This is a genomic window from Corallococcus sp. AB032C, from assembly GCF_003668935.1.
In the GTDB taxonomy this organism is placed as follows: Bacteria; Myxococcota; Myxococcia; order Myxococcales; family Myxococcaceae; genus Corallococcus; species Corallococcus exiguus.
The window spans coordinates 1-22,059 of the sequence record NZ_RAWP01000053.1 but is presented as its reverse complement, the minus strand read 5'-3'; the positions used below and the strand labels follow the sequence as shown (position 1 = coordinate 22,059).

Annotated in this window: 17 protein-coding genes; 12 read left to right on the top strand and 5 right to left on the bottom strand. The window is 69.2% G+C overall.

The annotated features are described in order from the left end of the window. Window positions 1–5 precede the first annotated feature (5 nt). Window positions 6–1,016: a general secretion pathway protein GspE gene (locus D7X99_RS22910; protein ID WP_121779640.1), complete on the bottom strand. Its 1,011-nt coding sequence runs from the start codon at window positions 1,014–1,016 to the stop codon at window positions 6–8. Window positions 1,017–1,339: 323 nt separating this feature from the next. On the opposite strand from D7X99_RS22910, the gene D7X99_RS22905 reads away from it, so the two are divergent. Further along, window positions 1,340–1,903, top strand: a complete 564-nt coding sequence (locus tag D7X99_RS22905; protein WP_233613632.1) for a cysteine dioxygenase family protein — start codon at window positions 1,340–1,342, stop codon at window positions 1,901–1,903. A 1-nt stretch (window position 1,904) separates the two neighbouring features. Here the strand turns inward: D7X99_RS22905 and sppA are convergent, their stop codons facing one another. After that, a complete protein-coding gene (gene sppA, locus D7X99_RS22900; protein ID WP_121779638.1) occupies window positions 1,905–3,698 on the bottom strand; it encodes a signal peptide peptidase SppA in 1,794 nt (597 codons plus the stop codon). Between the two features lie 247 nt (window positions 3,699–3,945). On the opposite strand from sppA, the gene D7X99_RS22895 reads away from it, so the two are divergent. After that, complete coding sequence (locus tag D7X99_RS22895) at window positions 3,946–4,932, top strand: aldo/keto reductase (protein ID WP_121779637.1); 987 nt, start codon at window positions 3,946–3,948, stop codon at window positions 4,930–4,932. Window positions 4,933–4,953: 21 nt separating this feature from the next. Here the strand turns inward: D7X99_RS22895 and D7X99_RS22890 are convergent, their stop codons facing one another. Continuing rightward, on the bottom strand, window positions 4,954–5,364 hold the full coding sequence (locus D7X99_RS22890; protein ID WP_121779636.1) for a hypothetical protein: 411 nt from the start codon (window positions 5,362–5,364) through the stop codon (window positions 4,954–4,956). Window positions 5,365–5,594: 230 nt separating this feature from the next. On the opposite strand from D7X99_RS22890, the gene D7X99_RS22885 reads away from it, so the two are divergent. From D7X99_RS22885 to rsmG, 6 genes are all read left to right on the top strand, one after another. Further along, on the top strand, window positions 5,595–8,420 hold the full coding sequence (locus D7X99_RS22885) for a pitrilysin family protein (protein ID WP_171805250.1): 2,826 nt from the start codon (window positions 5,595–5,597) through the stop codon (window positions 8,418–8,420). 40 nt (window positions 8,421–8,460) lie between these two features. Further along, entirely contained in the window at window positions 8,461–8,922 is a 462-nt protein-coding gene (locus D7X99_RS22880) for a macro domain-containing protein (protein WP_121779634.1), read from the top strand. A gap of 37 nt (window positions 8,923–8,959) precedes the next feature. After that, window positions 8,960–9,637, top strand: coding sequence for a glutathione S-transferase family protein (locus D7X99_RS22875; protein WP_121779633.1), 678 nt, complete (start codon window positions 8,960–8,962; stop codon window positions 9,635–9,637). Window positions 9,638–9,709: 72 nt separating this feature from the next. Then, a complete protein-coding gene (locus tag D7X99_RS22870) occupies window positions 9,710–10,303 on the top strand; it encodes a hypothetical protein (RefSeq protein ID WP_147476230.1) in 594 nt (197 codons plus the stop codon). A gap of 476 nt (window positions 10,304–10,779) precedes the next feature. Further along, the gene (gene mnmG / locus D7X99_RS22865; RefSeq protein ID WP_121779631.1) at window positions 10,780–12,621 is read left to right on the top strand and encodes a tRNA uridine-5-carboxymethylaminomethyl(34) synthesis enzyme MnmG; all 1,842 of its coding nucleotides are present in this window, start codon (window positions 10,780–10,782) and stop codon (window positions 12,619–12,621) included. Window positions 12,622–12,697: 76 nt separating this feature from the next. Next, window positions 12,698–13,351 carry a 16S rRNA (guanine(527)-N(7))-methyltransferase RsmG gene (gene rsmG, locus D7X99_RS22860; protein ID WP_120596378.1) on the top strand — a complete coding sequence of 218 codons (654 nt, stop codon included), beginning with the start codon at window positions 12,698–12,700 and terminating at the stop codon, window positions 13,349–13,351. Between the two features lie 27 nt (window positions 13,352–13,378). Here rsmG and D7X99_RS22855 read toward each other — a convergent pair whose 3' ends face one another. Further along, the gene (locus D7X99_RS22855) at window positions 13,379–14,533 is read right to left on the bottom strand and encodes an NAD(P)/FAD-dependent oxidoreductase (RefSeq protein WP_233613631.1); all 1,155 of its coding nucleotides are present in this window, start codon (window positions 14,531–14,533) and stop codon (window positions 13,379–13,381) included. Window positions 14,534–14,648: 115 nt separating this feature from the next. On the opposite strand from D7X99_RS22855, the gene D7X99_RS44305 reads away from it, so the two are divergent. Both D7X99_RS44305 and D7X99_RS22850 read left to right on the top strand, forming a co-directional pair. Further along, entirely contained in the window at window positions 14,649–14,783 is a 135-nt protein-coding gene (locus D7X99_RS44305; RefSeq protein WP_255429505.1) for a hypothetical protein, read from the top strand. A 241-nt stretch (window positions 14,784–15,024) separates the two neighbouring features. Beyond that, window positions 15,025–15,897 carry a helix-turn-helix transcriptional regulator gene (locus D7X99_RS22850; RefSeq protein WP_233613630.1) on the top strand — a complete coding sequence of 291 codons (873 nt, stop codon included), beginning with the start codon at window positions 15,025–15,027 and terminating at the stop codon, window positions 15,895–15,897. Window positions 15,898–15,922: 25 nt separating this feature from the next. On the opposite strand, the gene D7X99_RS22845 is transcribed toward D7X99_RS22850, so the two are convergent. Then, entirely contained in the window at window positions 15,923–16,876 is a 954-nt protein-coding gene (locus D7X99_RS22845; RefSeq protein WP_121779628.1) for an oxidoreductase, read from the bottom strand. A gap of 99 nt (window positions 16,877–16,975) precedes the next feature. Here D7X99_RS22845 and D7X99_RS22840 point away from each other — a divergent pair, with 99 nt between their 5' ends. Together D7X99_RS22840 and D7X99_RS22830 are read left to right on the top strand one after the other, a co-directional pair. Then, window positions 16,976–17,368, top strand: a complete 393-nt coding sequence (locus D7X99_RS22840; RefSeq protein ID WP_121779627.1) for a VOC family protein — start codon at window positions 16,976–16,978, stop codon at window positions 17,366–17,368. 3,699 nt (window positions 17,369–21,067) lie between these two features. Continuing rightward, the gene (locus D7X99_RS22830) at window positions 21,068–21,859 is read left to right on the top strand and encodes a ParA family protein (protein ID WP_120564782.1); all 792 of its coding nucleotides are present in this window, start codon (window positions 21,068–21,070) and stop codon (window positions 21,857–21,859) included. Window positions 21,860–22,059: the final 200 nt, after the last annotated feature.

Here is a 22,059-nt window from a genome sequence, read left to right as displayed (position 1 = left end):
CGGCTTCAGCTCGCGTGCTTGAGGCGCGCTTCGTCGGAGGCGCGAGACAGCCGCCGCACGGAGCGCAGCAGCAGGTCCGGATCCACCGGCGCCGCCACGAAGCCTCGCGCATGGACGGCCTGCGCGCGGGGCAGGTCCCGCTCCGGCGCCTTGCCCGCCACCAGCACCTGCGCGCGCAGCCGCTGCGCCAGCACCTCCATCGCGGGCAGCGGCGCCACCACCACCTGCGCCTCGGTCGCGGCGCACACCTCCCCCGTGCTCGCCACCTTCACCGTGAAGCCCGCCCCGCTCAGCACCTGCACCAGGCCCGCCGCCGCGTCCGCGCCCCAGCCGTACACGAGCACCTGCTCGCGCTCCGTTACGCGCGGCTTCGGCACGGGTGCCCAGGGGAGCTCCAGCGGCGCCAGCATGGGCAGGTTCGCGCTGTCCGCCTGCCGCACGGGTTCGCGGACGGGCTCCGGCGCCAGCATGTCCGTCAGCTCCGCCAGGGACTGGCCCACCACCAGGGGCATGGACTCCTCCCATTCCGGCAGGGTGAAGCTCTCCATCCCGGGACGGCGCCGCGGCGTCGCCGGCTCACCCCGGTACATCCGCCCGATGGCCCGTCCCAGCGCCTCGTCCGTGGCCAGCCGGGGTACCACTCGCGCCTTGCCGGACACGCTCTTCACCACGTCCAGCGTGGACAGGCTCGCCGGCGCGGCCAGGGCCACCACCAGCACCTCCCGGAGCCCCTGCCCTTCCAGCCGCAGCGGCACCACGCGGTGGGCCTCCGCCACCTTGCACGGAATCAGCCTCGCGAGCGACGCGTCCAGCGGGCAGGCGTCCAGGTCCACCGACTCCACGCCGGACTGGGCCGCCAGCGCGGACAGCACCGCCTCCGCCGTGCAGAAGCGCTGGTCCACCACCACCTGCCCCAACGCCACGCCCCACTTGCGCTGGTACGCCAGCGCCGACTGCAACTGCAATGCATCCACCACACCCCGCGCGAGCAGGATGTCCCCCAGGCGCTTCTTCATCTCGTTCTCCTCCGGCCCCCCTGCGTGCTCCGGCCGGGACGACCTGCCCACCACTCCTGCTCCTGTACGTCAGGATGGTGTAAAATTACAGCTAAACCGGAGGAGGCGAGCTGCAGCCAGGCGTTGGTTGCCTGCTCGGACCCAGAAGGTGCCGTTCGGCCACGTCTCCCCGCGGTTTCACCGTCCTTCAACGAACCCCGCCTCAATCCTTGAGGGGGGGACGACAAAGCGGACGTTCATTGGCGGACCCGAGGGTGGCCGGATGTCGCAGACGTTCCTAGCCTGTACGCATGGCTGACGCGTGCCTGAGAGAATTCGTGCGGATGCTCCGCGCGCGCCGCGCCGCTCCCGGGGGACTCGCGGGGGTGGACGCGCGGATGGCGGGGCTGCACCTGGAGCCCTCCAGCCTCAAGCCCTACCTGCACTTCCTACCGGGTCGCTACACGCGCAACCTCGTCCACCGCGACGAGGGCATGGAGATCATCGTCAACTGCTGGTCGCCGGGCGTGGCCTCGCCCATCCATGACCATGACGGTCAGGAGTGCTGGTTCAGCATCCAGCGCGGCGAGTTCCTTCTGGAGAACTACCCGCTGCTGGAGGGCGGAACTCAGCCGGGCCTGGCGCGGCTGGGGGCGCCGGTACGCGTGGGGCCGGTGGGCGCAGGGCACGTGGACTTCCGCGACCCGGGCGCCTCCATCCACCGCGTGAGCGTCGCCGGCAACGCGCCGGGCATCACGCTGCACGTCTACGCCGGACCGGTGGCCAGCTGTCTCGTGTTCGATCCGCGGCGCCACCGCTGCGCGTCACACGCCCTGCGCTACCACAGCATCTTCGGGCGGCCGGTGCGGCCCAACGAAGGCCGCGTCCCGGTCCCCCTGCACGTCTGAGCTACCAGCGCACCTCCGGAAGCGGCGCGTACAGCATGCGTCCCTCCGCGCCCTGCCCGGTGAGGCCCAGCTTCGCGCCCACGCGGTACACGGCCCGCACCTGCTCCAGCACCTGGGACGACATGGCGGCGTGGCCGGTGGCCTCGTCATCGCTGTTGTCCGCCTCGTGCTTGCCCAGGAGCTCCGACAGCACCTGGCCCGTGGGTCGGGGGCGCGGGAAGACGACGATGCGGACCGGGGCGTCCTTCTCCAGCTTCGCGGCCTCGCGGGCCAGCTCCAGCGCCTTCGGGTAGCCGCCGAGCGCGTCCACCAGCCCGCGCTCCAGCGCGTCCTCGCCCGTCCACACGCGCCCCTTCGCGACGGCTTGGAGCTTCTCCAGCGGCATGTTCCGCGCCTGGGCGGCGCGGCTGGTGAAGTCCAGGTAGATGGTGTCCAGCTCGGACTCCAGCTGCGCGCGCTGCTCGGGGGTGAACTCCTGGTCGGAGCTGGAGAAGGTGGCGTTCTTGCCGAAGGCGATGGTGTCGAAGTTCACGCCCAGCTTCGCCCACAGCTCGGACGTGACGAACTTGCCGTTGTACACGCCGATGCTCCCCGTCAGCGTGCCCGGCTGGGCGACGATCTTGTCCCCGGCCATGGCCACGAAGTAGCCGCCGCTGGCCGCGTACGTCCCCATGGAGACGATGACGGGCTTGCCCGCCTCGCGCGCGCGCTGCACCTCCCGGCGGATGGTGTCGCTGGCGGAGTAGCTGCCGCCCGGGCTGTCCACGCGGAAGAGGATGGCCTTCACGGACGGGTCCTCCACCGCCTTGCGGAAGGCCGCCGCCACCGTGTCGCCGCCCATCACCTGGCCGCCGGAGAGCGGGTTGGACTGGCTCTTGCCGCGCAGCACCTCACCCACGCCGTAGATGAGCGCGATGGTGGTGCCCGTCTGGTGCGGCCGGCCCGCGCGCTCCAGGTATTTGTCCACGTAGAGGAACTCCGCGCCGTCTCCGGCCTGCTTCTTCAGCTCGTCGTGGATTTCGTCGCGGTAGCGCAGCCCGTCCACCAGCTTCGCGTCCACGGCCGCCTGGCCCATGAAGGGCGCGCGGTCGATGAGGGCGCGCACCTCGTCCTCGGTCAGCTTGCGGCCCTCGGCCACGCCCTTCACCACCTGCTGGAAGAGGCTGCCGCCGAAGGCCTCGGTGGCCTCGCGCTGGTGGGGGCCGTAGGACTCGTCGGTGAAGGTGTTGACGGCGTTCTTGAACTCGGCGCGCTTGCCGAACTCCGGCTTCACGCCGAACTTCGCGAAGGCGTCGCGCGCGAAGGGCGTCTCCATCACCAGTCCGGTGAGCCCCACGTCGCCGGAGGGCTGGATGTAGACGGCGTCGAAGGCGCTCGCGAGGTAGTAGGCGCCGGTGCCGTTGCCCGCCTCACCGAAGCCGTCCGCGTAGGCCACCGCCCGCTTGCCCGACGCACGGAAGGCCTTCACCGCGTCACGCAGCTCCTGCACCTGCGCCGAGCTGCCCGGCTGACCGATTCGCACCACCAGCGACTTCACCCGGGGGTCCGTGGCGCCCTTCTCCAGGCCCTCCACCACGTCCCGGAGTGACGTGGGCTCCTCGCCGAAGGCGCCCGCCAGGGACGTGTCCAGCGTGTACTCCGGCAGCGGTTGCTGCAGGTCCAGCTCCAGCACCAGGTTGGACGGCACGCCTGGCTTGCTGGACGCCGCGAGCATCAACAGCCCCACCACACCCACCACGAAGAGGATGGACAGCGCTCCAATGAAGGCCAGCGCGCCAATGAAGAAGCGTTTCATCCGGAAGGACTCCTGGTGCCCAAGTACCCGAGGGGCGTTCCCCCATCTGGTGGCCTACCATCAACGCGCGCGTCCGACGACGCTTGCGTGCGATGCATTGATGGACGGCGGACGGGGAGCCAGGGCCCGCCCATCCTGGCGGCCCGGGGGCGGGCCAGCATCCAGCCCCGGGCGAGGGCCGCCGCGGTGCACACCGTCCTTCTTGGAGCCAGGGGAACCAGGGGCATCCGGCCCCGGGAGGCACGGGATGCAGAAGCGACGGTTGGGCAATTCCGACATGGACCTCACGGCGCTGGGGTTCGGCGCGTGGGCCATTGGAGGGGGCGGCTGGGCGTTCGCCTGGGGCGCGCAGGACGACGCGCAGTCCATTGAAGCCATCCAGCGCGCGTTGGATTCGGGCATCAACTGGATTGATACGGCGGCGGTGTATGGGCTGGGGCACTCCGAGGACGTGGTGGCCCGGGCGCTGAAGGGCCGGGACAAGCGGCCGTATGTCTTCACCAAGTGCGGGATGGTCTGGGATGACGAGGGCAAGGTCAGCCGGAGGTTGAAGGCGGACTCGGTGCGCAAGGAGTGTGAGGCGTCCCTGCGCCGGCTGAAGGTGGATGCCATTGATTTGTATCAGGTGCACTGGCCGGTGGAGGCCGGGGCGGAGCTTGAAGAGGGATGGACGGCGCTGGCGGAGCTGCAACGGCAGGGCAAGGTGCGCTGGTTGGGCGTGTCCAACTTCAATGTCTCGCAGCTGGAGCGGGCGCGGCGCATTGCTCCGGTCACGTCGTTGCAGCCGCGGTACTCGCTCATCCATCAGGACATCGAGGACGAACTGCTGCCCTACTGCCAGAAGCAGGGCATCGGGGTGATTGTGTATTCACCCATGGCGTCCGGCCTGCTGACCGGGGCGATGACACGCGAGCGCATCCTGGCAATGCCAGATGACGACTGGCGCCGCGGCAGCGCGGACTTCCAGGAGCCGAAGCTGTCGCATCACCTGTCGCTGGTGGAGCGCATGCGTGAAGTGGGCGCGAGGCATGGGCGTTCTCCAGCGGAGGTGGCCCTTGCCTGGACGTTGCGGGATCCGGCCGTCACCGCCGCCATCGTAGGGGCGCGCAGCACGAAGCAGGTGGATGGCTTCATCCACGCGGGGGACTTCCGGCTGACGTCCGAGGAGGTCCGCGAGGTGGAGGAGGTCCTGGGCGCCGGCTCCGCGATGGCGCCTGGCGGCATCTACGCCTGAGTGAGGAGGCGCATGGAGGGCTCAGTTCTCCCCTGGGCCGTCCATGCGCACTTCCAGGACGTCGATGCGCTTGCGGTCCGTGGTCTGGGCATCCGCGAGGTGATTCAGCATCCGACCCATCTGACCGAACATCTTCGTCTGGGTGCGTTTGACGCCGTCCACCTCCTTCGCCAGCGCGGAGACGTGCGTGGCGAACTCCTCCATGTTCTCGCGGAGTCCATCCACATCTTCCGAGAAGACGCGGACCTGTTCGGAGAAGGCACGCACCTGATCCGCGAAGATCCGGGTCTTCCTGTAGACGACCCGGCACTTCATGCGGAGCACCCGCAGCGCCTTCTGGGTTCGCGCGTACTGCACCTCCGACTCCTCCTGCATCTCGCGGAACTCCTGCAGCATCTGCAGCATCAGGTCCCCGCCCATCGCCTTCGCCATTCCGTACCCTCCCTGGTGACGCGCGAGTCTCCTACCAACCCATCCTGACATCGGATCCGCGCCAGGATACATGACGACCTGTGGGGTTGGAAGCGCGGGACAGGACCTGGGACGGTCCACGGGTGTCCCTGGGTGGACGCCTGCCGGGTGGGCCTGGGTTTCTCGGGATGGGAGGACCCGGTGGAGCGGTTAGAAGTCCCGTGCCTACTCCTTCGCACCCCGAGAACCGCATGACGCGTCGTACTCCGCTCGCCCTGCTGGCTGTCCTGCTCGTGGCGGCCCCGCCCGTGTGGGCCCGGGCCCCGGCTCCCCTTCCGAAACCCGCTGCTTCCTCGACCGCGCGCGCCCAGACGAAGCCGGCCGCCCTGGCCCCCGTCGCGAGCGTGGAGGGCATCACCGAATACCGCCTGCCCAATGGCCTGCGCGTCCTGCTCTTCCCGGACCCCACCAAGGCCACCGTCACCGTCAACGTCACCTACCTGGTGGGCAGCAAGCACGAGGGCTACGGCGAGACGGGCATGGCGCACCTGCTCGAACACCTGATGTTCAAGGGCACGCCCACCACCCCCAACGTGCCCCAGGCCCTCACCGAACGCGGCGCGCGTCCCAACGGCACCACCTGGTTGGATCGCACCAACTACTACGAGACCCTGCCCGCGTCGGACGACAACCTGTCCTGGGCGCTCGCCTTCGAAGCGGACCGCATGGTCCACAGCTTCATCGCGCGAAAGGACCTCGACAGTGAGATGACCGTGGTCCGCAACGAGTTCGAGTCCGGCGAGAACGATCCGCGCGGCATCCTCTTCAAGCGCACCATGAGCGCCGCGTACCGCTGGCACAACTACGGCAAGGCCACCATCGGCGCGAAGGCGGACCTGGAGCACGTGCCCATCGACCGGCTCCAGGCCTTCTACCGGCGCTACTACCGCCCCGACAACGCGACGCTCGTCATCGCCGGGCTCTTCCAGCCGGAGAAGGCCCTGGCGCTCGTGCAGTCCACCTTCGGCAAGCTGCAGAAGCCCGCGGAGCCCGTGCCCGTCACGTACACCGAGGAGCCCACCCAGGACGGTGAGCGCGAAGTGACGCTGCGCCGCGTGGGCGACAACCAGCTCATCTCCAGCGTCTACCACGTGCCCGAGGGCGCCCACCCCGACTTCGCCGCCATCGACGTGCTCACCCAGGTGCTGGGCGACGTGCCGTCCGGCCGCCTCTACAAGGCGCTCGTGGAGACGAAGAAGGCCTCGCGCGCGGGTGCGTTCAACTTCCAGCTGCGCGACCCGGGCGTCATCGGCTTCCGCGCCGAGGCCCGCCAGGATCAGCCCCTGCCCCCCGTGCGTGAAGCGTTGATCAAGACCGTGGAGGAGGACTCCCGCACGCCCTTCACCGACGAAGAGGTGAACCGCGCGAAGACGGCCCTCGCGAAGCAGACGGAGCTGCTCCTCAACAACTCCGAGCGCGCCGCCATCCTCCTGTCCGAGTGGGCCGCCGTGGGCGACTGGCGCCTGCTCTTCCTGCACCGCGACCGCATCGAGGCCGTCACTCCCGCGGACGTCACCCGCGTGGCCGCCGCGTACCTCAAGAGCTCCAACCGCACCCTGGGCACCTTCGTGCCCACGCCGAAGCCGGACCGCTCGGAGCTGCCGCCCGCGGTGGACGTGGCGAAGATGGTGGACGGCTACCAGGGCAAGGCCGCCGTCGCCCAGGGCGAGGCCTTCGACCCCTCCCCCGCCAACATCGAGTCTCGCGTGCAGCGCGGCGAGCTGGCCAACGGCGTGAAGTACGCGCTGCTGCCCAAGAAGACGCGCGGCGAGATGGTCAACCTCTCGCTGGACCTGCACTGGGGCACCGCGGAGACCTTGAACGGCAAGCTGCCCGCCGCCGCCTACGCCGGCGGCATGCTGATGCGCGGCACCACGAAGCACACCCGCCAGCAGCTCTACGACGCGCTCGACAAGCTCAAGGCCCGCGTGGGCGTGGACGGCGGCGCGATGGGCGCCAGCGTCTCCATCGAGTGCCCTCGCGCGAGCCTCCCGGAGGTCCTCAAGCTGGTGGCCGAGGTGCTGCGCGAGCCCGCGTTCGACGCGAAGGAGTTCGCGCTCCTCAAGCAGGAGCGGCTGGCCTCGCTGGAGTCGCAGCGCAGCGAGCCTCAGCCCCAGGCCAGCATCGCGTTCTGGCGCCTGCTCAGCTCCCAGTACCCCAAGGGCCACCCGTACTACGTGCCCACCCTGGATGAGCGCCTGGCCGACGCGAAGGCCGTCACGCTGGAGCAGGCGCGCGACTTCCACCGCCAGTTCTACGGCTCCTCGCGCGGAGAACTCGCGGTGGTGGGTGACTTCGACGCGAAGGAGCTCACCTCGCTCGTGGGTCCCCTGCTCGACGGCTGGAAGAGCCCGGCGCCCTACGTGCGCGTGCCCCGCACGTTCCAGGACGTGGCTCCGAAGTCCGTCGTGCTGGAGATGCCGGACAAGGCCAACGCGTACTTCCTCGCCGGACAGCTGCTCCAGATTCGCGACGACGACGCGGACTGGCCCGGCATGTCGATGGGCAACTTCATGCTGGGCGGTGGCTTCCTCAACTCGCGGCTGGCCACGCGCGTGCGTCAGCAGGACGGCCTGTCCTATGGCGTGGGCAGCAGCCTGTCCGCCCAGGAGCTGGACACCGTGGGCTGGTTCCTCACCTACGCCATCTACGCGCCGCAGAACGCCCAGAAGCTGGAGGCCGCGATGCGCGAGGAGATCACCCGCGCCGTGCAGAAGGGCTTCACGCAGCAGGAGCTGGACAAGGCGCGCGCGGGCCTCCTGGAGTACCGGCAGTCCGCTCGGGCGCAGGATGGGAACCTGGCGCAGCAGCTGACCGACGGCCTGTACCTGGGGCGCACGCTGAAGTTCGACGCGGACCTGGAGGCGAAGCTCCAGAAGCTGACCGCCGAGGATGTGCGCAAGGCCCTGTCCAAGCACCTGGACTTCAGCAAGGCCACCCTCGTGCGCGCGGGTGACTTCGCGAACGCCGCCAAGCAGCAGGCCCCGGCTCCGGCCAAGGCGCCCGCGGCTCCGTAAGTCCGTGTCTGTCATTGGGCATGGGCGCTAGAGTCCGCCCATGCCCGTGCAACTGGTGGAAGGCGACCTGCTGGACCAGCCGGTGGACGCCATCGTCAACGCGTGGAACCGGAACATCATCCCCTGGTGGCTGCTGTTGCCCCAGGGGGTGTCCGGGGCCATCAAGCGCCGGGGTGGCACGGCGCCGTTCCGCGAGGTCGCGCGCGTGGGGCCCATGCCGCTGGGCTCGGCGGTGGTGACCGGACCGGGGCGCCTGCCCTTCAAGGGCATCATCCACGTCGCGGGCATCGACATGCTCTGGCGTGCGTCCGCGCGGTCCATCCAGGACTCGGTGCGAAACGCGCTGGAGCGGGCCGGGGAGCACGGCTTCCGCTCCGTGGCGTTCCCCATCATCGGCGCGGGCTCCGGGAGCTTCAACGAGGACCGCGCGCTGGAGCTGATGCGCGAGGCGTTGGGGGATGCCCCCGCTTTCGACGTGCGCGTGGTGCGCTTCCGCCGTTAGACGGAGCGCACCTCTTCACACGCGAAGCGAGGGTGACATGATCGACCTGTACACGTGGGGCACTCCGAACGGTTTCAAGGTCTCCGTGGCGCTGGAGGAGCTGGCGCTGCCGTACACCGTGCATGCGCTGGACATCTCCACCGGGGTGCAGAAGCAGCCCGCGTTCCTGGCCATCAACCCCAACGGACGCATCCCCGCAATCGTGGACCGCGCGGAGGGCGACTTCGCCGTCTTCGAGTCCGGCGCCATCCTCATCTACCTGGCGGAGAAGACGGGCCGGCTGATGCCCACGGACGCCAAGGGCCGCTCGCAGGTCATCCAGTGGCTGATGTTCCAGATGGGCGGCGTGGGTCCCATGCAGGGGCAGGCCAACGTCTTCTTCCGCTACTTCCCGGAGAAGATTCAGCCGGCCATCGACCGGTACCAGAACGAGACGCGCCGCCTGTACACGGTGCTGGAGAGTCGGCTGAAGGACCATGAGTACCTGGCCGGCGACTACAGCATCGCGGACATCGCGAACTGGGCGTGGGTGCGCTCGCACGAGTGGGCGGGCGTGTCCCTGGACGGGCTGCCGGGCGTGCAGCGGTGGCTGGCCGCCATCGAAAACCGGCCCGCGTCGCAGCGTGGACTGGACGTGCCCACGCCTCGCAAGCAGGAGGACGCTCGGACCGCCGCGCAGCGCATCGAGGGTGCTCGCGGGCTCATCCAGCGCTGAGGCGCCCTCCCCTCCCCTGCCCCGTCATGGACCCGGACATCCGTCTCGGGCGTGCGCATGATGGGGCCGTTCATGGCTCCCGAGACGGGAGCCCAGGGAGTGGATGACATGGAAGTGGTGCGGAGCGTGGGCCGGTGGGCCGGACTGTGTCTGGCATTGGGGCTGTGGGGCGCGTGCTCACCAAGCGGTGGCGGCACCGTGCGCGCGTCGCGGGACAACGTGGCGCCGGATGGCTGCGCGCCGGCCACGTGCTCGCAGGCGATGGTGGCGTGTGGCCGGACGCCGGATGGGTGCGGCGGGTTCATCGACTGCGGCGACTGTCAGGCCGGCACGTGCACCCATGGCCGCTGCGTGGCCCCGCCCGTGCCCGCCGAGCCGAAGAAGGACCCTACGGGCCCCATCAGCACCTGCAGCCCCGGGTGCAAACCCAACGAGTCCTGCGTGGATGACCGCTGCGTCTGCCAGCGCGCGACGTGCGCCACGCTGGGACTGAAGTGCGGCACCGCGGATGACGGCTGCGGCGGCGTGTTGCAGTGCGGCGCGTGCGTGCCGGCGTGCCGCCCGGACGAGATGGAGTGCTGCGGCGCGTGCGTCCCCAAGTCGGACGGGCGCTGCCCGGAGAACGTGCACTGCCCCAGCCGGTCGAACCCCCCGGCCACCCGCTGACGCCGAGCGGTTCCGGGCCCTGGTGAAGGGCCTGGAACCGCGAATGTCAGACCCCCCCGCTATACCCTTCCCCGTCGCGCACACGGGAGGTCCGCCGGCCTCGCTGGTTCGAGTCCGAAATCCCAATGCGCCCTCACCGCACGGGTAGGTCTGGCTCCCGTGTGTGCGACGCCATGTGAAGGCACGAGGTCCGGGGGACTCGTGCGGGAAAGGTCCCATGGATGCCATCGCCGTCGAAGGGCCAGAGACGCCACCGGTGTGTCAGGCGCGTCCTTGACGGATCCACGATGACTGGTGCGCGCGAGGCGGGCGGCGTTGTTACCCCTCCCACTGCCCGCCTCGCGTGCTCCCAAACTTGGCCGAGCCATGTCTGTGTTTGGGCCACGCCCAGGCGGGTGAGGAACCAGCCGGGTGGACGGTGTCCCCATGCCCGGCTTGCCACGGACGCTCCGGGGCGTGATACCCCCCGGGACGCGATGGAACTCCGATACGACATCGTCGTGGTGGGGCTGGGCCATGCGGGCTGCGAGGCGGCGCTCGCGTGTGCTCGCATGGGCCTGTCCACCCTGGGCGTGACGCTCAAGCGCGAGCGCGCCGCAGTGATGAGCTGCAACCCCGCCGTGGGTGGCACCGCCAAGGGCCACCTGGTGCGCGAGCTGGATGCGCTCGGTGGACAGATGGGCCGCGCGGCGGACCTCGCGGGCACGCACGTCAAAGTCCTCAATCCCTCCAAGGGCCCCGCCGTGCAGGCCACTCGCGTCCTCTGTGACCGCGACGCCTACGCCGCCGGCATGCAGGCCGTGCTCTTCACCCAGCCGAACCTCACCGTGCACGAGGGCGAAGTCTCGGCCGTCGTCGCGGAAGAGGGGAGGGTGAAGGGCGTGGTGCTGGGGGACGGCACCCAGGTGGTGGCCCGCGCGGTGCTCCTCACCACGGGCACCTTCCTCCGCGCGCTCATGCACGTGGGCGAGCAGAAGGAGGTCGGCGGCCGACTGGGAGACGAAGCCGCGCGCGGCCTGTCGGAGTCACTGCACGCGCTCGGCTTCACGCTGGGCCGCTTCAAGACGGGCACGCCCGCGCGACTGTCCCGCGACAGCATCGACTGGGACGCCGTCACGCCGCAGTCGGGGGACGTGGGCGTGCGGCCGTTCTCCTGGCGCACTCAGCTGGAGCAGGGCCTGCCGTTCCCGCGTCGGCCCTCGGTGATGTGCGGCCTCACCGCGACGACGGAGGCGACGCACCGGCTGCTGCGCGACAACCTGCACCGCTCGCCGCTGTTCCAGGGGGACATCGTGGGGCGAGGGCCCCGGTACTGCCCGTCGCTGGAGGACAAGGTGGTGCGCTTCGCCGCTCGCGAACGGCACCAGGTGTTCCTGGAACCGGAAGGGCCCACGTCGCCGCTCGTGTACCCGGCGGGCCTGTCCACCAGCATGCCCGCGGACGTGCAGCTGGAGTTCCTGCGCACCATCCCGGGCCTGTCCCGCGTGGAGGTGGTCCGCTACGGCTACGCGGTGGAGTACGACTTCGCGCCGCCCACGCAGCTGCACCCCACGCTGGAGACGAAGACCGTCGCGGGCCTGTTCTTCGCGGGCCAGCTCAACGGCACCTCCGGCTACGAGGAGGCCGCCTTCCAGGGCCTGTGGGCCGGCATCCAGGCGGCGCTCCAGGTGAAGGGCGAACCGGCGCTCGTCGTGGGACGCGATGAGGCGCACGGCGCGGTGCTCGTGGATGACCTGGTCACCAAGGGCGTGGATGAACCGTTCCGCATGTTCACCAGCCGCTCCGAACACCGGCTCAAGCTGCGCGAGGGCAACGCGGACCTTCGGCTCGCGCGTCACGGACATCGCGTGGGGCTGTTGCCGAAGGAGGCCCTGGAGCGCGCGGAGGCTCGGGGCCACGCGGTGACGGCGGAGGTCGCGCGGCTCAAGCGCGCCGGTCTGGCCCTGCGGCTCAAGCGGCCGGAGGTGACGTACGCGCAGCTGGCGCAAGAGCGCGAGGACTTCCCGGTGCTCGCCCCCGAGGTCGCGGAGGAGGTGGAGGTGGAGGTGAAGTACGAGGGCTACATCGCCCAGGCCGCCCGGGCCGCGGCGCGCGAGGCGGAGGCGTCCGACCGTTGGCGCATTCCGGACACGTTCCGCTTCACGGACGTGCGCGGTCTGGGTACGGAGGCGGTGGAGAAGTTGTCCGCGCACCGGCCCGGGACGGTGGGGCAGGCTCGGCGGATTCCGGGCGTGACGCCTGCCGCGGTGTCCCTGCTCCTGGTCGCGATCAAGCGGGGACAGGGGCCGTCAAGTGATCGGGAACAGGGCTGTGGATAACGTGTGGATATTTCTGGGGATGGATTTCTCCTGAGTGATTCCAAGGACTTGAAGGGCCCTTCGGGGTGGAGGTGTTGTGGATAACGCGCGGTTCGTAGATCAGCTGGCATCCGGATGCAGTGCGTTGGGCATCACCGTTGGACCGGACGTGGGCCCCAAGCTCCAGCGGCTGATGGCGGAGCTCCTGAAGTGGAACGCGAAGGTGAACCTCACGGCCATCACCGCGCCGGAGGAGGTGCTGGAGAAGCACTTCCTGGACTCGCTCGCGGTGCTGCCAGAGGTGAAGGGCGCGACGTCGCTGCTGGACCTGGGCGCGGGCGCGGGCTTCCCCGGGCTGCCGCTCAAGCTGGAGCTGCCGGAGATGGGCGTGACGCTGGTGGACACGGTGGGCAAGAAGATCGCGTTCATCAAGGCCGCCGCCGCCAGCCTGGGCCTCGTCGGCGTTCGCGGGCTGCACGCTCGGGCGGAAGGGAAGCCGGAGACGGAAGGGATTCCGCGCGCGCAGGTGCTCATCGCTCGCGCGTTCATGGACCTGCCGGACTGGCTGAACCTGGCGCCCGCGTACGTGGAGGAGGGCGGACGCGTGGTGGCGATGCTGGGCAAGCAGCAGACGGACGCGGAGCTCCAGGCGCGCGCGGCCGAGCGCAACCTGCGCGTCGTGTCCGCTCGGGCGTACCGGCTCCCGTTCTCCGGCGCCGAGCGGCAGGTCGCGGTGTTCGCGAAGCAGTAGGGGAGGGGAGGGCGCTCGGGCTCGGCTTCAGTGCGAGCCCAGGGCCGCCAGCTCCTGCTGGACCCCACGGAAGTGCTCCAGCACGTGCTCGAGCGCGTGCTCGGAGAGGAAATCCATGCCCTGCATGGAGCCCTCGGCCGCGATGGCGGCGCGCTCGAACATGGCCGCCTCGTAGCCCTTCACGGCCTGGCTCCAGTCGGAGTCCGCCGCGAGCGCGAGCCCCAGCTCCAGTCCGTCGAGCATCGCCATGTTCACGCCTTCGCCGCCAAAGGGCGGCATGACGTGGGCCGCGTCCCCGAGCAGCGTCACCCCCGGCCGGTGTGTCCAGCGGTGGCCAACCGGAAGCGCGACGATGGGGCGCGCGGCGAGGGTGTCGTTGCACGCGTCGATGAACGCGAGCAGGGACGGCGCCCACCCCGGCAGCAGCGCCTTGAGTTGTTCGCGAGCCCGGGCAGGGGAGGAGGTGTCCACGAGCCCCTGCTGGAGCTGCGCCTCGGACACCCGGAACATGAAGTAGGCGCGCACGTGGCCGTGGCTGCTGCGCTGGGCGATGAGGCCCTGGTTGCCCCCGACCACGGAGATCTTCCCGCGAGGGAGCAGCTTCGCGACCTCCGGATGCCGCGTGTCCACGTCGTCGATTTGCAGCTCGATGAAGAGCACGCCCGTGAAGGCCGGCGTCGCTGAGGACACGAGCGGGCGGACCTTCGACCACGCGCCATCCGCGCCCACCACCAGGTCGAACTCACCGAGCGAACCCGCCGGCCCCACGACGCGGTAGCGCCCGTCGGGGAGCGGCTCCACGGCGGACACCTTGCTTCCCCAGCGGATCCGTTCCGCGGACAGGCTTTCCAGCAGCAGGGAGCGCAGCTGCGTGCGGTCGATTTCCGGCCGGTCGCCGTCGCTCGCCTCGTTGTGCTGGAAGTGGAGCGTCCCCTGAGCGTCATAGATGGCGTCACCCTGGTCGTCGTACCGGGCGACGGCCTTGAACTCCGCCTCCAATCCGGCCTCGCGAAGCGCGCGCAGCCCGGAGTCGGCGTGCAGGTCCAGCGAACCTCCCTGGGGACGGGCGAGCGGGTGCTCATCCAGCTCGAACACCGTGGCCGCGATGCCCCGTGTCGCCAGGATCCGCGCCAACGTCAGCCCACCCGGACCACCCCCGATGATTCCCACTGTCTTGGTCATGTGCATAGCTTGCTATGTAAATTGAGATGGGCTCCTATGCAACCCAAAGGGACCGCCGGGGGTTGAGCGCGCTTCGCACCTGGTGCCGCGGGTTCAGGAGGGACGCCTGCGTCCAATGGGGCTCGGCATGGGACAGCTGCCGGTGCTGCACGCGTTGGAGGATGTGAGCGCGATGGCTTGGTCCGGCGCGAAGGAGCGGGAGCAACTGGTGAACCTGCTTCAGCGCGTGGTGGAGAACCTGGAACGGTGACGCGGATCCGCGTCACGACATGAGTGGATCCACGGCTGCTTCAGCGGTGCTCGGATCCATCGCACGGGGAAGCAGCAGGGCCTCCCGTCCGAGTCGCACCGCACGAACTTGTCCGACAGTCGGACAGGTTTGGAGAATCCGGTCGGGTGGAGGGGAGGGCACCTCACGAGCGTTCGCGTGGGATGCGTGGAACACACGGTCCCGATGCCTCACGCGGAGGGTTCGCCTAACGTGCCGCCGCGTGACGGACACCTCCCGCAGCTCCGGGCGCGTCGAGCTCGCGCACTTCCTTCGCAGCCGCCGTGAGCGTTTGAGTCCGGAGGACGTGGGACTTCCTTCCGGTTCGCGGCGACGCACGCCGGGCCTTCGCCGTGAGGAACTGGCGCGGCTCGCGGACGTGGGCGTCAGTTGGTACACGTGGTTGGAGCAGGGGAGGGACATCCACGTCTCCGAACCGCTGCTGGAGCGCCTGGTGGTCGCGCTCCGCCTGACTCCGACGGAGCGTCTGCACCTCTTCGCGTTGGCGCACGGCCGGCCCGCGCCCATGCCCGTGCGCTCACCGGAGTCGGTCAGCGACGCGCTTCAACGGCTGCTCGATGCGCATCCCTTTCCGGCGCTCGTCTCCACTCGGCGGTGGGACATCGTCGCGTGGAACGCGGCGGCGACCGTGCTCTACGCGGACCTGGAACTTCCGGCCTCTTCCCCGGAGGCGCGCAATGGCTTGTGGGCGCTGTTCATGAATCCAGAGCGGCGCGCGCGCATGCCTTCGTGGGATGAGGCGGTGCGCCGCGCGGTGGCGGGGTTCCGGATGGACGCCGCGAGGTCCGCGGACCGGTCGGAGTTCGACGCGCTCGCGGAGAAGCTCCAATCCGCGAGCCCGGAGTTCGCGCGCCTCTGGAGCGAGCACGACGTGGTGGAGACCGCCTCCATGGTGAAGGTGTTCCTCCTTCCGAAGTGGGGGCCCGTCGCGTTCGAGAACGTCACGCTCACGTACTCGGAACCCGACGGCCGGGAGCTGCGCGTGTCCTTCTACTCACCGCGTCCCGGTCCCAACCTGGAGCGCACGCGGAAGCTGTTCCAACCGTCGTCGCCGCCCGGTCCGGACCGGACGTAGCCCCCGCGAATCCGCGGGCTGATCATCACGGATTGAAGCGAACGCCGGTCCACGCCTCGCTCGCGGACCACAGCTGGTCGGCCCGCTTCGGATCCACGGCCCAGTCCTTCACGCCGCGCCGGATGGCGGCGTCCGCGGGCGCCATCACGGCGATGTCGACGTTCTCGCAATACACGCCGCCCTTGCCCGCGAGCTGGGGGCTGGTCGCGCACCAGACCGTGGTCGCGGCGCCCTGTTCCACTGTCTTCAGCGGTTCGATCTTGTTGGAGTTCTCGATGGAGGCGCGGACCTCCTCCTCGGACATGTGCCGGGCCAGGTCCGTGAGGATGCCGCCGGGATGGACGGCGAACGCGCGCACTCCGTGGGCCTGTCCGCGCGCATCCAGTCCGACGGCGAAGAGGATGTTCGCGGTCTTCGACTGCCCGTAGGCGACCCACTTGTCGTAGGGGCGCTGCTGGAAGAAGGGGTCGTCGAAGTCGACGCCGGCGAAGAAGTGGCCGCGCGATGACAGGCACACCACTCGCGCGCCGTTCGCCTGCTTCAGCGCGGGCCAGAGCCGAGCGGTGAGCTGGAAGTGGCCCAGGTGGTTGGTGGCGAACTGCGATTCGAAGCCGCGTGCGTCGCGGGCGAGCGGGGTGGCCATGATGCCCGCGTTGTTGATGAGCAGGTGCAGGGGCCGGCCGGACGCGATGAAGCGCGAAGCGAACGCATCGATGGACGCCGGGTCGAAGAGGTCCATGGGCTCCAGCTCCACGCGCTCCAATCCAGCGAGTGCGGCTCGCGCCTTGTCGGGAGTCCGGGCGGGGACGATGACGGTGGCACCCGCGGCGTGGAGCGTGCGGGTGGTCTCCAATCCGATGCCCGCGTAGCCGCCGGTCACGATGGCGACAGTGCCATCGAGTCGGGTGTTGCCGAGCGCCTCGCGTGCGGTGGTGGTCGCGCCGAAGCCGGAGTTCAGGGGCAGCTGTTTCGTGGTCATGGGCACAAGGTGCCGGCCCGGGGTCCGCGCGAAAAGAGCGTCAATTCATCCTATGTCTGGCACCACCCGGATGCGGATCCGGGAAGGGGAGGGCGGCACATGGACGCGGTGAAGCTGCGGGTCGCGAGGCCGACACGGGACCTGGACGCGGTGGTGCGCTTCTACCGGGACGGGCTGGGCTTCGAGGTGCTCGGAGGATTCGAGGACCACGCGGGGTTCGACGGCGTGATGCTCGGACATGCGGGTGCGCCGTATCACCTGGAGTTCACGGTGGAGCACGGACACGAAGCACCGCGAGCCCCATCCGAAGACCACCTCCTGGTTTTCTACGTGCCGGACCCGGAAGCGTGGGCGGAGCGGGTCCGATGCATGGAGGCCGCGGGCTTCGCGCAGGTGCCGTCACGCAATCCGTACTGGGATGCGAACGGAAGGACCTTCGAGGATCCGGACGGCTACCGCGTCGTGCTTCAGCAAGCCGCCTGGTCGCGCTGAACGGTGGAGCGCGGCGGCGCGTGTTCCACGTGGAACGTCTGTGGCCGGGTCGCCCGGATGCGTTCGCGGGTCCCGAGGCTTCGCGTTCCACGTGGAACACGTCATCGAGTTCAGCCGCGTGATGAAGCGAAGTTCGGGACTGTCGCCGTGAATCGCGGCATCGACTTGAGTCCCCGGACCTCCATGCGGATGGAGCGCATGTTCAAGGGCTCGGCGCGAAAGCACATGCGGGCCGGACTCCCTGCTCCAGCGTTGGGTGGCTTCCTGTTCCACGTGGAACGTCTGAAGCGGAGTCGCGTGGATGCGTTCGTTGCTCAAGTGGCTCCGCGTTCCACGTGGAACACGTTCACGGCGAGAGGCGCGAAGTTCCACGTGGAACAGGGCCACGCCGTGAGGCTCGAAGCGGAATACGGACGCAGGTGATGCCCATGTTCCACGTGGAACACGCGCGGCTTGAGGGTCCTTCGGATAGGCCCGGCGGTTGATGCGGTTGAGTCCTGGCTGAGCACCACGAGAGTCCGCGTGGAAGCCTGTTCGCGAAGGACCGGACTCACGTCGTTGTCCGCGCATCGGCATGCACGTGCGCCCGCATCACGCCGCTGCTTCGAACCCAGGCATGCGCATGCACAGGAACTCGAAGTCATGAGCCTCTGCCCAGCACCGGATCCGGTGAGCGATGGGCATTGCTGAAAAGAACGAAGCGATGGACCCATGGGCTGAGAGGTCGGTCGGTGTTCCACGTGGAACACGGCCGGCCTCCGGTCCGCATGTGGAGGCACTGGCGAAGAAGCGTTGAAGCGGCACGCGTTGTTCGTCGTGGCGCTGAACCGTGGCTGACCTGGAGCGCTTGATGGAGCGAAGGGGAGGGGAGCCAGCGCTCAGGCGGCTTCGCATGTTCCACGTGGAACACGCCCCAAGAAGAGGCTCCCCTGGTTGCTTGGACAGCGGCCGTCAGCATGAGGGACAGCGCATCGGATGTGCTGTTGGGAGATGAAGAAGGGACCGCGTGACCGGCTCCACATCAGGCTCGCGGCACGGCGTGCGTGGGCCTTTGGGCGTCGGATCCGGACAGCCATCCATGCGGCGGTTCATGGATGACGGGTGCGAAGCGAAGTGGATGAAAGGGAGCCCCAGGCTGGTTGCTCCTTCCCCAACCACGGTTCGAATCGCGCGTGCCGGAAGTGGTTCAGACACTTCCATTTCGCGGCCTCCATGACGTGTTCCACGTGGAACGTCCCGGTGGATCCACTGCCTTGAAGCGCCGTGTTCAGGAGCGGCTCAGGACGGGTCTTCACCTGCGTGAGTTCGCGGATGCGTGAGCGTGTTCCACGTGGAACCTCATGGCTGGGGACCGTTCCTTCCGCGACCACGGTCCGCACGAAGCGCTGAAGGCTCTGTCGAAGCGCAGTGGTGGGATTGGCTTGAGCGTGTTCCACGTGGAACGTGCCGGTGGATCCACTGCCTGGGCATGGTCAGACCGCTACGGCTTCCGGACCGTGCTTCCACCTGCCCGTGTTCGCGGATGCGTGAGCGTGTTCCACGTGGAACGGGCCGCGTGAGAACCAACGGGGCAAGCAGAAGGGGGTCACGCCAGATGCTGGACTGGTGCTCGCCGCATGCGCGCGAGATGGCGTGAACGTGTTCCACGCGGAACGGGCCATGCGGGCCTGCCGTCTTGATGGGGTGCCGTTGTCCGCGATGGATGCCGGGCCTTTCTCCGCGCAGGTGCTCACGACCGCATGCGCGTGTTCCACGTGGAACGGCTTGGACTGTGTTGGGCCATGGCTTGGAACCGTCGTTGTCCGCGCCAGATGATGGGCCTTCTTTCGCGCCGCCTGTTCGAAACGGTGTGGCAGGGTTCGCGTGAAGCAGCGGCGCTGAACCACGGACTTGGGCTGATTGGATCCGCCCTGAATGCCGCGCTTCGCATCGTGTGCTCGCCGCCGCGTGAGCGTGTTCCACGTGGAACCTGCTGGCACGTGTGCGCGGCCTTGGGTTGGCGTGGTCCGCGAAACGCGCGGAGCGTTCTTCCGCATGGCGTGGTCCGTGCGCTCATGCGTGTTCCACGTGGAACGCGCGGCATGGATGAGCGGCCTGTCGTTGGCGTGGTCCGCGAAACACGGCGGACCGTTCCTCCGCATGGCGATGCTCGCCCTCATGCGTGTTCCACGTGGACCGGCCGGCCTGGATGAACGACCTGCAACTGACGCCGTTCCGAAAGCTCAGCCCGCGCTTCCGCGTGGCGGTGCTCGCATCCGTGGTCGGTCGTTCATGCCGCGCGACTCACCTTCGATGCACCGCCTGCGTTGAACGGGGTTCGTGGGAAGCGCCCAGACCGTCCGGCCGCATCACGCTGCTCGGGTTGGCTGCTGCGGCTACGGAAAACGCCTGTCGTGGACGGCATCGGTTGGTGCGGTTCGCGAAAAGCAGCGGACCGTCCTTCCTCATCGCGGTGCGCATCCTCGGGACGCCGGCTGCGTGGACTGGCTCATCTTCGATGCGCCGCCCGCGTTGAACGGAGTTCGTGGGAAGTGCCTGGTCCGGTCGCATCGCACTGCTCACGCCAACGGATGTGGCTGCGGGAACGCTGGTCGTGAGCGGCCTCGGTTGGCGTGGTTCGCGAAAAACACAGGGGCGTTCTTTCGCGGCGTAGTGCTCGCAGCGGCATGGCGCGTGTTCCACGTGGAACCGCCGGTGGTCGTGGCTGGGCCCAGCGCATCCACCTGACGGGGGCATGAACGGGAACCCGGTGACTCGCCACATGTCATGAGGCGCGGATTCTCATCGCGTGCCGTGCTCCCCATCAAGCGCGGCACCATGGTCCGAAGGCGGTGACGTGCGGCTGGTCCCTGCGATGACGGTTCACGGTCGAAGTCCGTTGGCCGCATCGCCCGTTCGACGCCACGAATCCAGGCCTCGCCATCCATGAAGGTGCTCGGCGGGACTTCGCATCCGGTTGGGCGCCGAACCGGATGCCATCCGGTGTGCACTGCGAACCGCGCGATGCTCACCCGGTCCCATTCCTCAACGTGGCACGGACGCGCATCCGGTCGGCGCTCCAGGGATCCGCGGAGGTGGCGCTCACGTGGAGGGCATCGCCCCGGATGGCTGGAACGCCTCGTTCAGCGGCGAGCTTGAGAAGCTCACGCGTCCACGCCACACCGAATCTGGAACCCACGACCCGAAGTCGCCGGACCGATGCGCGGACTCACGCGGCCACCTCATCCTCAACCCGGCGCGCATCCACCCGCGCCGAACGCGAGCTCGAACCGGACGCCCAAGCCCAACGCGCGAACCGCATCGCCGCACCAGCCCGCGCGAAATCCACCCGCCGCACGGCCCCACGAAGCCCAACCCGTTCCACATGAAACGCCGGACCCGCGAACCGCGCGAAGCCGCCACCACGAACTCGCCGCGCGCGACCCCCTGAAAAACCCAACCCCCTTCCGCCCCGCACGGAATCGCCACCCAGAAAGCAGCCGAGCAGGCACGCGCAGCCCCCCTCATCCGCGCGAAATTCCGCCACCCACGGGTCCCCGAGCGAGGGGACGGGCAGGGCTTGAGTCCCACCTTGGATGGGAAATTGATCCATCCTCGAACCCCGTGCTAGCTGCCTGATCAGGCTCCGATTCGCGCGCACGTCCGCGCGAATCGCGGGCGGGGCTCTGGCGTCAGCCGGGGCGAGAGAGGATGGGCCACGTGGGTCGTATCATCTGCATCTCCAACCAGAAGGGCGGCGTGGGTAAGACCACCACCGCCATCAACCTCGCAGCGAGCCTCGCTTCCGCGGAGCGCCGCACCCTGCTGGTGGACATGGACCCCCAGGGCAACGCCGGCAGCGGCCTGGGCCTCAAGCGCGAGAACCTCACCGGCACCGTCTACGACGCACTCCTCGGCGGCCGCCCCGCATCCGAGCTCATCCACCCCACCGAGCTGCGCTTCCTCCAGGTCATCCCCGCCACGCCCGACCTCACCGGCGCGGAAGTCGAACTCGTCAACCAGGAGCGCCGCGAGTTCCGCCTGCGCGAAGCCCTGCTGCCGCTCAAGGACAAGTACGACTACATCATCATCGACTGTCCGCCCTCGCTCGGCCTGCTCACGCTCAACGCACTGGTGACCGCGGACTCCGTCCTCATCCCGCTCCAGTGCGAGTACTACGCGCTCGAGGGCCTGTCCCAGCTCACGCACACCATCGACCTGGTCAAGCAGGGGCTCAACCCCTCGCTGAAGATGGAGGGCATCCTCCTGACCATGTTCGACGCGCGCGCCAACATCGCCCACCAGGTCGTGGACGAGGTGCGCGGCTACTTCAAGGACCAGGTCTTCCAGGCCGTCGTGCCGCGCAACGTGCGCCTGTCCGAGTGCCCGTCCTTCGGCAAGCCCATCATCCTGTACGACATCAAGTCCAAGGGCTGCGAGAGCTACCTGGCCCTGGGCCGCGAGCTGATGCGCCGGGACTCCCCCAAGCCGTCCAAGCGCCGGGTCGCCTGACCGGTCGCCTCCTTAATAGAGCGATGTGAATGGTGGGACCGGGTGCCCGGTTCGCCGTGAAGCACTCAAGGCCCATGCGCGCCGGCCCCACGCCGGCGCGGGAGTTCCCAACCGCCGTGCAGAAGAACGCTGACACCCAGAAGCGCGCCCTGGGCCGGGGCCTCTCAGCCCTCATCCCCCAGGCCGCCCCCGCGCCGGCC

Bases quoted from the DNA above. Each gene is read 5' to 3' on its own strand.
- D7X99_RS22910 (WP_121779640.1), bottom strand. From the start codon at position 1,016: ATGAAGAAGCGCCTGGGGGACATCCTGCTCGCGCGGGGTGTGGTGGAT.
- D7X99_RS22905 (WP_233613632.1), top strand. From the start codon at position 1,340: ATGCTCCGCGCGCGCCGCGCCGCTCCCGGGGGACTCGCGGGGGTGGAC.
- sppA (WP_121779638.1), bottom strand. From the start codon at position 3,698: ATGAAACGCTTCTTCATTGGCGCGCTGGCCTTCATTGGAGCGCTGTCC.
- D7X99_RS22895 (WP_121779637.1), top strand. From the start codon at position 3,946: ATGCAGAAGCGACGGTTGGGCAATTCCGACATGGACCTCACGGCGCTG.
- D7X99_RS22890 (WP_121779636.1), bottom strand. From the start codon at position 5,364: ATGGCGAAGGCGATGGGCGGGGACCTGATGCTGCAGATGCTGCAGGAG.
- D7X99_RS22885 (WP_171805250.1), top strand. From the start codon at position 5,595: ATGACGCGTCGTACTCCGCTCGCCCTGCTGGCTGTCCTGCTCGTGGCG.
- D7X99_RS22880 (WP_121779634.1), top strand. From the start codon at position 8,461: ATGCCCGTGCAACTGGTGGAAGGCGACCTGCTGGACCAGCCGGTGGAC.
- D7X99_RS22875 (WP_121779633.1), top strand. From the start codon at position 8,960: ATGATCGACCTGTACACGTGGGGCACTCCGAACGGTTTCAAGGTCTCC.
- D7X99_RS22870 (WP_147476230.1), top strand. From the start codon at position 9,710: ATGGCTCCCGAGACGGGAGCCCAGGGAGTGGATGACATGGAAGTGGTG.
- mnmG (WP_121779631.1), top strand. From the start codon at position 10,780: ATGGAACTCCGATACGACATCGTCGTGGTGGGGCTGGGCCATGCGGGC.
- D7X99_RS22855 (WP_233613631.1), bottom strand. From the start codon at position 14,533: ATGACCAAGACAGTGGGAATCATCGGGGGTGGTCCGGGTGGGCTGACG.
- D7X99_RS44305 (WP_255429505.1), top strand. From the start codon at position 14,649: ATGGGGCTCGGCATGGGACAGCTGCCGGTGCTGCACGCGTTGGAGGAT.
- D7X99_RS22845 (WP_121779628.1), bottom strand. From the start codon at position 16,876: ATGACCACGAAACAGCTGCCCCTGAACTCCGGCTTCGGCGCGACCACC.
- D7X99_RS22840 (WP_121779627.1), top strand. From the start codon at position 16,976: ATGGACGCGGTGAAGCTGCGGGTCGCGAGGCCGACACGGGACCTGGAC.